A 14,222-nucleotide genomic window follows, 5' to 3' on the forward strand; every position below is an offset into this window, starting at 1 on the left:
ATGAATGACGACCACCAAAGACGCCCCCGCGACGCCGAAAACCGGCAGCCGCCACCTTGCCCTCGCCATCATTTCCCTTGCGATGGGCGGATTCGGCATCGGCACCACAGAGTTCACCATGATGGGTCTGCTCCAGGAGGTGGAACAGGGCCTGGGCATCGGCACCCCGGAGGCCGGGCACCTGATCTCCGCCTATGCCCTGGGCGTGGTGGTCGGCGCACCGGTGCTGGCCGCCGTCGGAGCCAAACTGCCGCGCAAGTACCTCGCGCTGGGGCTCATGCTGTTCTTCAGCCTCGCGAACCTCAGTTCCTTCATCGCCCCGGACTACGGCACCATGCTGGTGTCCCGCTTCGCCGCAGGTCTGCCGCACGGCGCCTTCTTCGGGGTTGCCGCGGTCATTGCCTCGTCCCTGGTCGCCCCGACCAAACGGGGCTGGGCCATCTCGATGGTGATGGCGGGCCTCACCGTTTCCAACGTCATCGGTGTGCCGTTCGGGACCTGGCTGGGCCAGAACTTTGGCTGGCGGCTGCTCTTCCTGCTGGTCGGCCTGATCGGCATCGCCACCATGGCCATGCTGTGGAAGTTCGTGCCGTTCCAGAAACCCCACGCCGACGCGAGCATCCGCCGTGAACTCGGCGCGCTGAAGCGGCTGCAGGTCTGGCTCGCCGTCCTGATCGGCGTGGTCGGCTTCGGCGGTTTCTTCGCCACGTACACCTACATCGCGCACACCATGACCTCAGTGGCGGGCATTCCCTCGGAGTGGCTGCCGCTCGTCGTCGCCCTTTACGGCGTGGGCATGGTGGTGGGAAACATCGTCGGCGGACGGATTGCGGACAAGTCCGTCATGGGCACCATCTACTGGGTCCTGCCCGGCGTTGCCGTGGCGCTCGTGGTCTACGCGGTGGCCGTGCACTGGCCCTGGTCCGCCTACGTGATGGTCTTCGTCGTGGGGGCCGCCGGTTCCATGCTCGTCCCGGCGCTGCAGACGCGGCTCCTCGATGCCTCCCCCGGCGCGCCGTCGCTGGCGTCCTCGCTGAACCATGCGGCCCTCAACGTGGCGAACGCCCTGGGCGCTTTCCTCGGCGGTCTCGTCATCGCGTGGGGCTGGGGCTACGTGGCGCCGGCCCTCGTGGGGGCGGTGCTGGCCATCCTGGGCCTCGGCGTCGCCGCCCTCAGCGGTGCGGTCGAACGCAGGAAGCCGCTGGTCCGGTAGCCGATTGATGCGGTACCGGCCCAGCGGCCCCGGGGTGGAACGCGCGAACTAGCTGGCGCTGACGCGCTGCACGTCCGGTTCCAGGTAAATCACCCGTGCGGTGGGCACGGCTTCGCGGATCCGGACCTCGGTGGCGTCGATGGCCGCCGCGATGTCCCGGCCCGAGTCGGCCGCGCCGACGCCGATCTTGGCCGCCACCAGCAGTTCCTCGGGGCCGAGGTGCATGGTCTTGATGTGGATGATGCTGGTGCCGTCGGACTCGATGGCGCCGCGGATCTTTGCGACGTCGGCCTTGGTCGCCGACTCGCCCAGCAGCAGGGACTTGGTTTCCACCGCCAGCACCCCGGCGATCGCCACCAGCAGCAGGCCGATCATCCCGGTGCCGAGGGCGTCCCAGATGCCGTTGCCGGTCACCAGCGTCATGCTCACGCCGAAGAGGGCGAAGGCCAGGCCCAGCAGGGCGCCGAAGTCCTCCAGCAGGATCACGGGCAGCTCGGGCTGTTTGGCGTTGCGGATGAAGTGGACCCAGCTCTGGTTGCCGCGCAGCGGGTTGGACTCCCGGATCGCGGTCCGGAACGAAAAGGACTCGGCGACGATGGCGCCGATCAGCACGGCCAGAGGGACCCACCAGAAGTCGCCTTCAATGCCGTGCGGGTGCTGGATCTTGCCCCAGGCCTCGTAGAGCGCAAACAGGCCGCCGACGGAAAAGAGCACGATCGAGACGATGAACGCGTAGATGTACCGTTCCCGGCCGTACCCGAACGGGTGTTCAGGGCTCGCTTCCTTCTTGGCGCGCTTTCCGCCGACCAGCAGGAGCAGCTGGTTCCCTGAATCGGCGAGCGAGTGGATGGCCTCCGCGAGCATCGACGAGGACAGCGTCAGGATGAATGCGACGAACTTGAGGACGGCGATCGTCAGGTTGGCGGCCAACGCCGCGACAATCGCCTTGGTACCGCCGTTTGCAGCCAAGAGAGCTTCTCCTTTGGAGGTTTTTCAGGGGAACGTGCGGAAGGCGCTTGGGGCCCGTGTCCGCAAGGAACACCGTACCCGTTTAGGCCCCGCCACCGCACCGCGGCGGGGCCGGTTTGCGGTACGTAACGATTGAGTGTGATGTTGCTGACACGCGATCACGCCTGTGTTAGCTTGAAGCCATAATCGGGATTCCTAAGGTGAATGCCGACGAATATGTAGGAGGAGACATGGGCTTTCTAGGCTGGATCATTCTCGGACTCATTGTAGGTGCAATCGTTAAGGCAATCATGCCTGGCAGGGTCGGCGGCGGCTGGGTCACCAGCCTCGTGCTCGGCGTCGTCGGGGCCGTTGTCGGCGGCTGGATCGGCGACCTGCTGTTCGGCGGCGGCAAGATGGAATTCTGGAACCTGGGTTCCTGGATCCTGGCTATAGTCGGCGGCCTCGTCGTAGCAGGCATCTACGGCGCCATCACCGGGCGAAACCGGACCACGTAAATCTCTCACGCCACCGCCCGGCAGCAATGCCGCAGCGGTGAAGGCACGACGGCGGGGGCTCACCAATTGGTGGGCCCCCGCCGTCGTTGGTTCTTCTAAAGGTGTTGCCGGCTAAGCAGTGCGCTGCTGCGACCGGGCGCTGGCGTAAAGGCAGACCGTTGCCGCGGTGCCCAAGTTGAGGCTTTCCGCCGCCCCGTAGACCGGCACGGCGACACGGTGGTCTGCTAGGGCGAGTTCCTCTTCGGAGAGCCCCTGGGCCTCGTTGCCGAACAGCCAGGCGGTTGGCTGTTCCAGGGCGTACTCTGATTCGGCCGCGGACGCGCCGAGCCGCCGGGCCGCGTTCTCGTCCTGGAGCCGGTCCAGATTCAGCTGGCCCTGGCCGTCCGCCGCGAGGACACCGATGCCGCGTTCCTTGCAGCGTGCCACCAGTTCCTCGACATCGGCGCCGAGCACCACGGGCAGGTGGAACAGGGATCCGGCCGTAGAGCGCACAGCTTTGGGGTTGTAGATATCAACGCTGGAGGCAGTCAGGATGACGGCGTCCGCCCCGGCGGCGTCGGCGGCCCGGAGCACGGTTCCGGCGTTGCCGGGGTCGCGCACCTGGCACAGGACCGCGACCAGTTGCGGGTCCGCGTCCAGCACCTGATCGAGGCCGACGTCCAGGAAGCCGCAGACCGCGAGGATGCCCTGCGGGGTGACCGTGTCCGCCATCGCGGCCAGCACTTCGTCGGTGGCCAGGTACGCGCTGGTGCCCTCCGCGAGTGCCTCCAGGTCCGGGTGCCGGTCCAGGCAGGCCTCACTCGCGTAGACCTCGTAGACGATGCCGGGCTCCCCCGCGGCAACCCTCTTCTGGTGCAGGACCAGGGCTTCCCGGACGGCCTGCGGCCCCTCCGCCAGGAACTCGCTGCGCTTTAAACGGGCCGGGCGCCCGGCAAGCTGTGCCACCTTCCTCACTCGATCGGCTCGAGGGTTGGAAAGTGGAAAGTCTTGCGGGCGCCCGGTTTCGTTCATATAAGAACCTTAGTTGCTCTCGCGAGCAGTTCTTGAACGACGCTGTCTTTCGACGGCGGGAGGAACTACTTTGCGGCCTCGGCGTCAGCCTTCTTGGCAGCAGGCTTCTTCGCGGCAGGCTTCTTCGCAGCCTTCGGGGCCGCAGCAGCCTCGACCTGGACGGCCGGAGCGGACGTGTCGGCAGGCAGCGAGTCCTTGGCGACCTTGACCAGCGCGGCGAAGGCGTTGGCGTCGGAGACGGCCAGCTCGGCCAGCATACGGCGGTCAACCTCGACCTCAGCGGCCTTGAGGCCCTGGATCAGACGGTTGTAGGTCAGGCCGTTGGCGCGGGAAGCAGCGTTGATGCGCTGGATCCACAGGCGGCGGAAGTCGCCCTTCTTCTTCTTGCGGTCGCCGTAGCTGTACACAAACGAGTGCAGCAGCTGCTCTTTGGCCTTGCGGTACAGGCGTGAACGCTGTCCACGGTAGCCCTTTGCGCGTTCGAGGATAACCCGGCGCTTCTTGTGGGCGTTGACCGCCCTCTTCACACGTGCCACGTGCGTACTCCTTCAGAATTCTGATCCCAAGCATCTACTGCCGGAAAACCCGGCTGGCCTGAGAAGCCTTTTTGGTAGTGGACCGCTGCCAGGTGGCAATCGATCCGAGAACTTGGAACTTAGATGCCGAGCATCTTCCGGATGACCTTGGCGTCGCCCTTGAAGACGATCTTGTCGCCGGCGAGGCGGCGGGTCAGCCTGGAGGACTTGTGCTCGAGGTAGTGGCGGCGGTTGGCCTGCTGGCGGCGCAGCTTGCCGCTACCGGTCAGCTTGAAGCGCTTCTTAGCACCGCTGTGGGTCTTCATCTTCGGCATGGGAACCGATCTCCTTACGTATCCGCAGACGGGGTCTGCAGTCTTTCGTGCAGCCACCCCTGCGGGCGGCGTGCTGGTTGCTTGCTGCCGGACATTGCTGTCCGGCAGCCGTGAACTAGTTGGTCTTCTTGCTGCCCGGCTTCGGGGCGGCCTTGGGAGCCGCCGGCCGTGCCGCAGGCTTCGGAGCCGCGGGCCGGGCGACCGGCTTCGGTGCCGCAGCCGGCTTCGGCGCAGGCTTCTCGGCCGCCGGCGTTGCCGGTGCCGCAGGTGCCTTCGGTGCTGCAGCCTTGGGAGCGGCCGGCGCCTTGGTCACTGCGGGCTTCGCGGCGGCCTTCGGAGCTGCCTGCTTCGGAGCAGCCGCCTTGGGGGCCTTGGGGGCCTCCTGCTTCGGCTCTTCCTGGGCGGGGGCTTCCGTCGCCGGAGCCTCCGTCGCGGCTTCCTCAGCCTTGGGCGCCTCAGCGGCGGGGGCTTCCGTTGCCGGAGCCTCCGTCGCGGCTTCCTCAGCCTTGGGCGCCTCAGTCCGGACCTGGTAGCCCTCCGGCAGCAGGTCGGCAAGCGACTGCGTCAGGGGTGCCTCGGGGGCGGACGTGTCAACGCGGCCTCCGCCCGAAGACTTGGCTTCGTTCTCGGCCTTGGCTTCTGCGCGCTGCGTTGCACGGCGGGCCTCTGCCTTGGCTTCTGCCTTGTTCTTCAGCGGTCCGACAACCATGACCATGTTGCGGCCGTCGATGCGCGGGCTTGACTCCACGACGCCCACTTCGGCGACGTCGTCAGCGAAGCGCTGGAGCAGGCGGATGCCCATCTCGGGGCGCTGCTGCTCACGGCCGCGGAACTGGATCATGGCCTTGACCTTGTCACCGGCGCCGAGGAAGCGGAGCGCGTGGCCGCGCTTCGTCTCGTAGTCGTGGGTGTCGATCTTCAGGCGGAAGCGGATTTCCTTCAGGACCGTGTTGGTCTGGTTCTTCCGGGCTTCGCGTGCCTTGACGGCGGCTTCGTACTTGTACTTGCCAAAGTCCATCAGCTTGCACACCGGAGGCTTGGCCTGCGGTGCAACTTCAACGAGATCAAGATCCGACTCGGCAGCCAAACGCAGGGCATCCTCAATACGGACGACGCCTACTTGTTCGCCTGCAGGGCCGACCAGCCGCACCTCGGGGACGCGGATACGCTCATTGATTCTTGGCTCGCTAATGTTAAAGCTCCTGTGTTCGTGAGGGGTACTCCGCCGGCAAATGAAGAAGGCCTCCAATTGCCGGAGCAATCGAAGGCCTCAAAGATCGGTACTGCCGTCCCCGCGAGGAGGAGGCATGCATACCCGCCAGGCTAAATGCCCGGAGAAAATGCCCGACCAGGTACCCGGCAACCTTGATTCCTAGGGAATACTCGCGGCTGACGCGGGTGGGAGAGAACTCCGCTTGCAAACTGAAAACCAATTCTACAGAAAGATACCGGCTCAACGCACGTGGCGCCGCCGGGTCTCTGTTCCGTTTGTGGACTTCTGCAGAAATAACGACATTCAGTTGGTCTGTGACAAGCTTACCAGCATGAGCACTCCAGACAGTAATTCACACGTTTACCAGCCGGCCGATGCCCAGGCCGATGTTTCCCAGCAGATCCGCGACATCTCCGAGGTCCCCGCGATCGAAGTCATTACCACCGCCGCCGTGCACCTGATGAGTGCCGCCGCAGTGAAGCTCGGCCTGGCCGCCGAGGAGAACGCCGAGGAACTCAAGGACCTGGATGAGGCGCGCAAACTGATCACCGCCCTCGCCGGGCTGGTCACCGCCGCGGCCCCGGAGATCGGCTCCCAGCATGCCGGCCCGTTGCGCGACGGACTGCGGTCCCTGCAGCTGGCCTTCCGCGAGGAATCCGCCATTCCGGACGCCCCGGGCAAGGGTCCGGGCGAGAAGTACACCGGACCGGTCAACTAGGCCCAGTCAACCAGGGCCCGCCAACAGGGCCCGTTTGCCGGCACCTGCCGGGCATCCACGGCCAACGGGCAACGACCACGGCGGCGGTGCTGCAGCACCAGGCCCACGAGGCACAGCACGACGCCGGCCAGCCCCACCGAGACGAAGCCCGCGCCAGGGCCCACGCCGTCGATGAAAAGCCCGGCCAGCGGGGCGCCGAGTGCCACCCCGCCGGTAAGGGCGGAGCCATACCAGCCCATCGCCTCGCCTCGGCGGCCCTCCTCAACCAGTTCCGCCACCTTCTCGGACGCGGCAGAGAGCACCGGTGCGCACAGCAGGCCCGGCAGCAGCGAGAGCAGTGCGAGCGTCCAGGTGTCCTGGGCGAACGCCATTGGAAGGGTCAGTGCGGACATGCCCAGCAGCAGCAGGACCGGTGAGACGGGCCGGTGCATGGCGCCGTAGACCAGGCCGCCCAGCACCGATGCCGCGCACCAGAACAGGAACACGATGCCGATTTCGGCCTGATGGCCACCCGTCTGCAGGGCGGCGACAATGCCGACGTCGGTGCCGCTCAGCACCATGCCCGCCCCGGCTGCGACGGCGAAGACCGCCGCGACGGCGGCCGTGAACCAGGCGAAGTTGTGGATGACCTTGTGCCGCAAGCCGGGCCTGCTCTGCCGCCGCTGTTCCGCGCCGGCCAGCGGCGCCAGTTCCGCTGCAGCCTCCTGGACATGGGGTGCCGCGGCGACGAGGGCCGTCTCCGCACCCTCCTGCTGGCCCGCTTCGAAGGCCGGATCCGGTTCGACGCCGGGCGCGGCACTGCGGGTGGGCGGGTTGATCCACATCAGGAACAGGCCGGACAGGGAAGTGGCGACCCCCACCACGGTCAGGCCCAACACGGAGAAACCCGCGGTGGCGACGAGGGCCCCTGCGGCGGGGCCGATCATGAAGACCAGTTCGGTGCTGATCGCGTCCAGGGCGAAAGCTGTCCGCCGCTGCTCGCCGCTGGCCAGGATGCCCAGCGACTGGCGCACGACGCTGAAGATCGGCAGCGTCAGCAGGCCGCCCACGAAGACCAGTGGCAGCAGCAGCTGATAGCTGACGTGCGGCACGATCGACCAGATGACGGTCTCGGAGACGACAGACGGGATCAGCGCCCTCCGCAGACCCACGGTATCCACGCGGCGGCCGCGCCACGGGGCGCCGACGGCGATGCCGATCGTCATGACAGCGGCTGCCGCCCCGGCCGCGGCGTAGCCCTGGCCCAGGGTGAGGACGATGTGAAGGGTCAACAGCACGCCTGCGGCGGAGTGCGGGATGCGGGCGACCATGCCGACCAGCAGGAGGTTCCTGATGGGCCTCACGGCAAGCAGGTCCCGGTAAAGCGCGAAATTCACGAAACTGCATTCCTTTGAGTACTGCCTGCGGCAGCCCCGGGATGTCTCCGAACTGGCCGTCGGCTATTGAGCTGCGCGCTGCAACTTGATTTCGATCGAGTCAACCCGTTCAGCAAACGTTTCATTCCGGGCCCAGGCTCCGTTGAGGCCGGCCACGAGGGACTGCACCGCGGCGGCGTCGAGTCCGTCTTCAAGGTACAGCACAACGCGCAGCTCCGGACCGGCGCCACCGCCGGGAAGCTGCCTGCCGCCGGCCTGCGCCGACGCAACGCCACCGCCGGGACGAATTTCCACGCGCCGGAGCGCCGGAACACCGGCCGCGGCCGCTTCGACCGCTTCCGCCACTGCCGGATCGCTGTAGCTCGGCGTCCAGGCGTGCTGCCGGGCCAGCGCCCACACGGCCGGGCGGCGCACCACGAAGGTGGCGGCGGAGCCGGGGTCCAGCACCAGCAGTTCGCCGCCCTCGGCAACGGCGGAGAGCGCGGCACGTGCCGCGTACACCGCCACGGGCCGGGCCTCGGGGTGCCACGCGGCCAGGGCTTCGGCCGAGGTGAACACCGGCAGCGCGGTCCGGCCGTCGGGCGCCTTGAGGGTCACCAGGGCCATATCCGCCTGCTTGTCCCCGTGCAGTTCCCCGCCGTACTGTTCCTTGCCTTCCTGGCCGATCACAGCCTCGCCTTCTTCGGCGAGCCGGGCGAGGATCGGCACGAAGACACGTGCGGTCGCCAGGGATGCCACTACCGATGCCTCGTCGCCCTGGCCGGCGGCCAGCGCTGCCAGCGCCGCCAGGTAGCCGGCGTCGGCGGCGCCGTCGTCGTCCTCGAAGTTGTGGATCCTGGCGTCGTCACCGCTGAGGCTGCGGCCCGCCCAGGGCTGCCCGGCCGAGTCCGTCGCGCCGCCGGCACCGGCGAGGGCGGCAGCGATATGCCCGGGCAACGGCCGCCCGGCGGGCTGGGTGCTGTGCTCCATGGCTGGGACGTGCCTAGCGGCGGCCGGCGACGTCGAGGGCCTCGGGCAGCGTGAAGTTCCCGTTGTAGAGGGCCTTGCCGACGATGGCGCCCTCGACGCCGAGCGGCACGAGGGAGCGCAGGACCTTGAGGTCTTCGAGGCTGGAGATGCCGCCGGAAGCCACGACGGGTTTGCCGGTCTTCTCCACCATTTGGCGCAGCAGCTCCACGTTGGGTCCCTGCAAGGTGCCGTCCTTGGTGACGTCGGTGACGACGTAGCGGGCGCAGCCGGCCTCTTCGAGGCGGCCGAGGACCTCCCAGAGGTCGCCGCCTTCCTTGGTCCAGCCGCGGCCGGCGAGGGTGGTGCCGCGGACGTCGAGGCCGACGGCGATCTTGTCGCCGAAGCGCTCGATCACCCGCTGCGTCCACTCGGGATTCTCCAGCGCCGCGGTGCCCAGGTTTACCCGGGCGACGCCGAGCTCCAGGGCCTTTTCCAGGGACTCGTCGTCGCGCAGGCCGCCGGAGAGCTCGACCTTGATGTCCAGCCGGCCCACGACTTCGCGCAGCAGTTCGGCGTTGGAGCCTCGGCCGAAGGCGGCGTCGAGGTCAACGAGGTGGACCCATTCGGCGCCCTGTTCCTGCCAGTTGAGCGCGGCTTCCAGCGGCGTGCCGTAGCTGGTTTCGCTGCCGGCTTCGCCCTGGACCAGGCGCACGGCCTGGCCGCTGACGACGTCGACGGCGGGGAGCAGCTCGAGTACCGGCAGCGGGGTTTCGGTGGTCATCGTAGGGTCCTCACGGTGTTGGGGCGGCAGGTCGGGATAGGGAGCGTGCTTGCGGGCCGGTCAGTTTTCCGGCTGGGGCCAGTTTCCCGGGAGGGGTCAGTTTCCCGGCAAGGTCAAGAGCCAGGCGGCCAGCAGCGACATCCCGGCCAGGAAGTAGAAGACGATCTGGACCCACAGCGGGCTTTTCTGCTGGCGGAAGGACAAGGCGCCGCCGACCAGCAGCCCGGCGAGCCCCATCAGGACTAGGGACCACATCTAGGCGGTCTGTTCCGGGGTGCCGGCCTGGCCGGTGCGGGCTTTGGCGCCGCCACGCAGACTGTCGACCCAGTTGCGCAGCAGGCGCGCACCGGCGTCGCCGGACTTCTCCGGGTGGAACTGGGTGGCGCACAACGGGCCGTTTTCCACCGCCGCGATAAACGGGGCGCCGTGCTCGGACCAGGTGACGAGCGGGGCCGCCATGCGCGGCTGGATCACGTCGAAGTCCCAGTGCTGGACGCCGTAGGAGTGCACGAAGTAGAAGCGCTCGTTCTCGACGCCGGCGAAGAGCCGGGAGCCCTCCGGCACGGTGACCGTGTTCCAGCCCATGTGCGGCACGACCTCGGCCGGGAGGAGCTCGACCTTGCCGGGCCACTCCCCCATGCCTTCGGCGACGGTGCCGTGTTCCACGCCGGCTTCGAACAGGACCTGCAGCCCGACGCAGATCGCGAGCACGGGCCGGCCGCCGGCGACGCGGCGGCCGATCATGCGTACGGCATCAACGGCCTTGAGCTCGTTCATGACGGTTTCGAAGGCACCGACGCCGGGGACAACGAGCCCGTCGGCGTTGAGCACGTCTTCGGGCTTGGAGCTGAGGATGACCTCGGCGCCGGCGCGTTCCAGGGCGCGGACGGCCGAGCGGACGTTGCCGGAACCGTAGTCGAGCACGGTGACGGTGGGCTTGCCCTCCGGCGAAGCCGGCTTCCTCGCGGCGTCGGGGTCGATGATGGCGCCGTCCCGGAGCACCTTGCCGGTCACAGTGCGCCCTTGGTGGAGGGAATGCCCTCGACGCGGGGATCCGGCTCCACGGCGGCCCGGAGCGCACGGGCGAAGGCCTTGAACTGGGCCTCGACGATGTGGTGCGGGTCCCGGCCGGCAGTGACATTCATGTGCAGGCAGATCCCGGCGTGCAGGGTGATGGCTTCGAAGACGTGCCGGGTCAAGGACCCGGTGAAGTGTCCGCCGATCAGGTGGTATTCCTGGCCGGCCGGTTCGCCGGCGTGTACCAGGTAGGGCCGGCCGGACACGTCGACGACGGCCTGCGCGAGCGCCTCATCCAGCGGGACCGTGGCCTCGCCGAAGCGGCGGATGCCGGCCTTATTGCCCAGCGCCGTGCGGAGGACCTCGCCGAAGGTGATGGCGACGTCTTCCACGGTGTGGTGGACGTCGATGTGGGTGTCGCCCGTGGCCTTGACCGTCATGTCGATCAGCGAGTGCTTGCTCAGCGCGGTCAGCATGTGGTCGTAGAACGGTACCGAGGTGCTGATGTCCGAGACGCCGGTGCCGTCCAGGTTGATCTCGACCAGGACGGACGATTCGCTAGTGGTCCGCTCCATGCGTGCGGTCCGGGCAGCGGCTGATCCGGTGTTGCTCATGTGGGTGTCCTTTGGATGTGGCGGGCGCCCGGCGAACGGGGCGGTGTGCGTGGGTCCTGGCTTAAGTCTAGGCGGACTGTACTTCGTGGCCGGTCAGGATCCGTTCCAGGGCTTCCAGAAACGCTGTGGTTTCCGTCTCAGTTCCGGCGGTCACGCGGAGGTGGCCGGGAATGCCGACGTCGCGGATGAGGACGCCGGCGTCGAGCAGACCCTGCCAGGTCTCGTGCGGGTTCTCGAGGCCGCCAAAGAAAACGTAGTTCGAATCCGAAGCGGCCGGCTTGAGGCCCATCCGGGTCAACTCCGTCACGATCCGGTCCCGCTGGCGCTTGATGTCCTCGACGTCTGCCATCAGCGCGACGCGGTGGTGCAGGGCGGCCAGCGCCGTCGCCTGGGTGATGGCGGAGAGGTGATACGGCAGCCGGACCAGCCGCAGGGCATCCGTCACCTCCGGCGCCGCCGCCATGTAGCCGAGCCGGGCGCCGGCCAGGGCGAAGGCCTTGCTCATGGTGCGTGAGACGATCAGCCGCTCCCGGCCGGGCAGCAGCGCCAGGGCGCTCGGCGTCCCGTCGTGGGCGAACTCGTGGTAGGCCTCGTCGACGATGACGATGGTCTGGCTTGCTTCTCCGGCCTCGTAGACCGCCTCGACCACGTCAAGCCCCAGGCCCGTGCCGGTGGGGTTGTTCGGCGAACAGAGGAAGACGACGTTGGGCTTCAGCTCCCTGACCTGGCGGGCCGCCGAGTCGGCGCTCAGCCCGTAGTCCTCGGCGCGTACACCGACGATGTATTCGGTGTCTGTGCCAGCGGCGAGCAGCGGGTACATCGAGTAAGTGGGAGGGAAGCCGAGCGCGGTCCGTCCCGGGCCACCGAAGGCCTGGAGGATTTGCTGCAGTACTTCGTTCGAGCCATTTGCTGCCCAGATGTTCGTGGCGTCCAGTCCGTGGCCGAGATACTCGGCGAGGGCTTCCCGCAGTTCGGTGAACTCGCGGTCCGGGTAGCGGTTCAGTCCCGCAGCGGCCTCCGTCACGGCTTCGGCGATGGCGGCGCGGACGTCCGCCGGGACTCCGTGGGTGTTTTCGTTGACGTTCAGCAGGATGGGGACATCCAGTTGGGGCGCACCGTAGGGGCGCAGTCCCCGCAGATTGGTCCGGAGGGGCAGTCGGTTGAGGCGCTCTAGCTGGTCAGTCACTTGCCCAGTTTAAGTGAGACCCGGCCCCGCCCCGAAACTGTGACCGCGAATGGCCGCCCGGCGGCACCGATGGCCCGGCGCGCCACTCGCCCGGGTAGGGCTTACTTGGAGGGTACGTAGAGCTGCTGGCCGGGGAGGACGCGGCCGGCTCCGAGGTTGTTGAGCTGAACGATGTCGGCGACCACGTCACGGGGGTCGCGCTCCGGGGCGACGGCACCGGCGATGGCCCAGAGTGACTCCCCCGGCTGGACCGTAACGGTGACCGTCGGGGTGAGCGAGAGCTCCGCGGCCGAGTCGGCGGCTTTGGCCGGAGCATTCAGGAAGCCGGACAGTGACAGGACGAGCACGGCCAACAGAACCAGCGGCAGCCCGAAGAAGACGAACCGACCGCGGCGGGTCAGCCGCAGCCGAGCCTGCCGGGCTGGTGCCGCGGGTGCGGCCTCCATGGGGATGGAAACCAGCGAACCGGAAATAGCGCTTACTGCTGACATGAGCTGAGCCCTCCTGGACTTGTCTGTGCCACTGGAAATACCTGTGCCGCCCGGCGTACTCCTCGTACCTGCCGCCAACCGGCCTAACCTTCAAACGCAAAACCCTTGAATGCGAACCCTCAAACCCGAAACTTCGAATACAGAACCGAAACCAGCGGACCGACCCAAGGGTGAAGCTTCGAACACATATTCGAACTTCGCTGTTCCTGTTTTAGCACTTATGAACGAACATTGTCGAGACTCGCTAGAACAAATGTTTGAAAAACCTTGTCGGCTGGCCTACTTTTGAATCACAGGACAACCACTTGTGTTGATGAACATCAGTTGATCAGCGGGGTCTGACATTTTCAGCTCGGCAGGTCCCGGTAGCCACAGCGGCCGGGCGGAATGGAAAGGCATGGCGAACATGGCAGCACAAGCCGCCGGCGGGAGGGCTTCCCAGCGCAGCCCCCAAACCGGCCGGGCGCCGAAAAGCCTGACCGTCCGGCAGAAAAAGATCCTGGAGACCATCCAGCGTTCCGTGACGGACAACGGTTACCCGCCCTCGATGCGCGAGATCGGCGACACGGTCGGGCTCGCCAGCCTCTCCAGCGTCACCCACCAGCTCTCGCAACTGGAAAAGCTCGGCTACCTGCGGCGGGACCCCAAGCGGCCGCGCGCCATGGAAGTCCTCATGCCGCTGACACTGGATGAAGGCACGACCAGGATTTCCGGCGTGGAGAAGTCCAGCGGCCTGCGGGCTGTCGGCGGCCTCGCCGTCTCGGAGCTTGCCAGCGCCACGGACACGGCCATGGTGCCGTTCGTGGGCCGTATCGCCGCCGGCGGGCCGATCCTGGCCGACCAGGTGGTGGAGGACGTGATGCCCCTGCCGCGCCAACTGGTGGGCCACGGCGAACTGTTTATGCTCCGGGTGGCAGGCGATTCGATGATCGACGCCGCCATCTGCGACGGCGACTGGGTCGTCGTCCGACGTCAGAACGATGCCGTCAACGGGGACATCGTGGCCGCCCTGCTCGATGACGAGGCAACGGTCAAGACGTTCCGCCAGCGGGACGGCCACACCTGGCTGCTCCCGCAGAACACCCAGTACGAGCCGATCCTCGGCGACCATGCCGTCATTATGGGCAAGGTCGTCTCGGTGCTGCGCTCCCTGTAGCGCCCCTGCCACACCACTCTCCGGCCGGCCCATCTCCCGGCAGCTCGAAGGCCCCGTCCGCAGTTCCGGACGGGGCCTTCTGCGCTCCCGCCCGGTTCTTGGCACACTGACAGCGCGCCCGCCCGCGCGGTGCCGCGGTGACCCGGCAGTGCCGGTCCCGGGCGCGGAAAAGCGGGCGGGAA

At 67.6% G+C, this 14,222-nt stretch carries 17 protein-coding genes; 4 read left to right on the forward strand and 13 right to left on the reverse strand.

Annotated elements, in window-relative coordinates:
* Positions 1-4 precede the first annotated feature (4 nt).
* Positions 5-1,213 (forward strand): MFS transporter, encoded by a 1,209-nt coding sequence (locus AC1DB8_RS16070; protein WP_476893582.1) that lies wholly within the window; start codon positions 5-7, stop codon positions 1,211-1,213.
* A 48-nt stretch (positions 1,214-1,261) separates the two neighbouring features.
* On the opposite strand, the gene AC1DB8_RS16075 is transcribed toward AC1DB8_RS16070, so the two are convergent.
* A complete protein-coding gene (locus tag AC1DB8_RS16075) occupies positions 1,262-2,182 on the reverse strand; it encodes a cation diffusion facilitator family transporter (RefSeq protein ID WP_441419417.1) in 921 nt (306 codons plus the stop codon).
* A gap of 230 nt (positions 2,183-2,412) precedes the next feature.
* Here AC1DB8_RS16075 and AC1DB8_RS16080 point away from each other — a divergent pair, with 230 nt between their 5' ends.
* A complete protein-coding gene (locus tag AC1DB8_RS16080) occupies positions 2,413-2,679 on the forward strand; it encodes a GlsB/YeaQ/YmgE family stress response membrane protein (RefSeq protein WP_441419416.1) in 267 nt (88 codons plus the stop codon).
* A 111-nt stretch (positions 2,680-2,790) separates the two neighbouring features.
* Here AC1DB8_RS16080 and AC1DB8_RS16085 read toward each other — a convergent pair whose 3' ends face one another.
* The 4 genes from AC1DB8_RS16085 to infC form a co-directional block, all read right to left on the reverse strand.
* Positions 2,791-3,690 carry a TrmH family RNA methyltransferase gene (locus AC1DB8_RS16085; protein ID WP_441419415.1) on the reverse strand — a complete coding sequence of 300 codons (900 nt, stop codon included), beginning with the start codon at positions 3,688-3,690 and terminating at the stop codon, positions 2,791-2,793.
* 65 nt (positions 3,691-3,755) lie between these two features.
* On the reverse strand, positions 3,756-4,226 hold the full coding sequence (rplT, locus tag AC1DB8_RS16090) for a 50S ribosomal protein L20 (RefSeq protein ID WP_175323251.1): 471 nt from the start codon (positions 4,224-4,226) through the stop codon (positions 3,756-3,758).
* Between the two features lie 119 nt (positions 4,227-4,345).
* The gene (gene rpmI, locus AC1DB8_RS16095; RefSeq protein ID WP_009358635.1) at positions 4,346-4,540 is read right to left on the reverse strand and encodes a 50S ribosomal protein L35; all 195 of its coding nucleotides are present in this window, start codon (positions 4,538-4,540) and stop codon (positions 4,346-4,348) included.
* A 115-nt stretch (positions 4,541-4,655) separates the two neighbouring features.
* Complete coding sequence (gene infC / locus AC1DB8_RS16100) at positions 4,656-5,690, reverse strand: translation initiation factor IF-3 (RefSeq protein ID WP_441419414.1); 1,035 nt, start codon at positions 5,688-5,690, stop codon at positions 4,656-4,658.
* A gap of 394 nt (positions 5,691-6,084) precedes the next feature.
* On the opposite strand from infC, the gene AC1DB8_RS16105 reads away from it, so the two are divergent.
* Positions 6,085-6,471 (forward strand): DUF1844 domain-containing protein, encoded by a 387-nt coding sequence (locus AC1DB8_RS16105; protein ID WP_476893583.1) that lies wholly within the window; start codon positions 6,085-6,087, stop codon positions 6,469-6,471.
* Here AC1DB8_RS16105 and AC1DB8_RS16110 read toward each other — a convergent pair.
* From AC1DB8_RS16110 to AC1DB8_RS16145, 8 genes are all read right to left on the reverse strand, one after another.
* Positions 6,468-7,847, reverse strand: coding sequence for an MFS transporter (locus AC1DB8_RS16110; RefSeq protein ID WP_476893584.1), 1,380 nt, complete (start codon positions 7,845-7,847; stop codon positions 6,468-6,470). The genes AC1DB8_RS16105 and AC1DB8_RS16110 overlap by 4 nt on opposite strands.
* Before the next feature lie 63 nt (positions 7,848-7,910).
* Positions 7,911-8,816, reverse strand: a complete 906-nt coding sequence (locus AC1DB8_RS16115; RefSeq protein WP_476893585.1) for an SseB family protein — start codon at positions 8,814-8,816, stop codon at positions 7,911-7,913.
* A 13-nt stretch (positions 8,817-8,829) separates the two neighbouring features.
* Entirely contained in the window at positions 8,830-9,576 is a 747-nt protein-coding gene (gene priA, locus AC1DB8_RS16120; RefSeq protein WP_476893586.1) for a bifunctional 1-(5-phosphoribosyl)-5-((5-phosphoribosylamino)methylideneamino)imidazole-4-carboxamide isomerase/phosphoribosylanthranilate isomerase PriA, read from the reverse strand.
* 96 nt (positions 9,577-9,672) lie between these two features.
* A complete protein-coding gene (locus AC1DB8_RS16125; protein WP_441419409.1) occupies positions 9,673-9,831 on the reverse strand; it encodes a hypothetical protein in 159 nt (52 codons plus the stop codon).
* A complete protein-coding gene (hisH, locus tag AC1DB8_RS16130) occupies positions 9,832-10,590 on the reverse strand; it encodes an imidazole glycerol phosphate synthase subunit HisH (protein ID WP_441419408.1) in 759 nt (252 codons plus the stop codon).
* Positions 10,587-11,207 (reverse strand): imidazoleglycerol-phosphate dehydratase HisB, encoded by a 621-nt coding sequence (gene hisB, locus AC1DB8_RS16135; protein ID WP_175323243.1) that lies wholly within the window; start codon positions 11,205-11,207, stop codon positions 10,587-10,589. Before hisB ends, hisH begins: the two co-directional genes overlap by 4 nt.
* Before the next feature lie 67 nt (positions 11,208-11,274).
* Positions 11,275-12,393 carry a histidinol-phosphate transaminase gene (locus AC1DB8_RS16140; RefSeq protein WP_441419407.1) on the reverse strand — a complete coding sequence of 373 codons (1,119 nt, stop codon included), beginning with the start codon at positions 12,391-12,393 and terminating at the stop codon, positions 11,275-11,277.
* 101 nt (positions 12,394-12,494) lie between these two features.
* Complete coding sequence (locus tag AC1DB8_RS16145; RefSeq protein WP_476893622.1) at positions 12,495-12,839, reverse strand: LysM peptidoglycan-binding domain-containing protein; 345 nt, start codon at positions 12,837-12,839, stop codon at positions 12,495-12,497.
* Between the two features lie 451 nt (positions 12,840-13,290).
* Here AC1DB8_RS16145 and lexA point away from each other — a divergent pair, with 451 nt between their 5' ends.
* Positions 13,291-14,040 (forward strand): transcriptional repressor LexA, encoded by a 750-nt coding sequence (gene lexA / locus AC1DB8_RS16150; protein WP_175323240.1) that lies wholly within the window; start codon positions 13,291-13,293, stop codon positions 14,038-14,040.
* Positions 14,041-14,222: the final 182 nt, after the last annotated feature.

The sequence above is a fragment of the Arthrobacter sp. 10N410 genome, assembly GCF_056394945.1.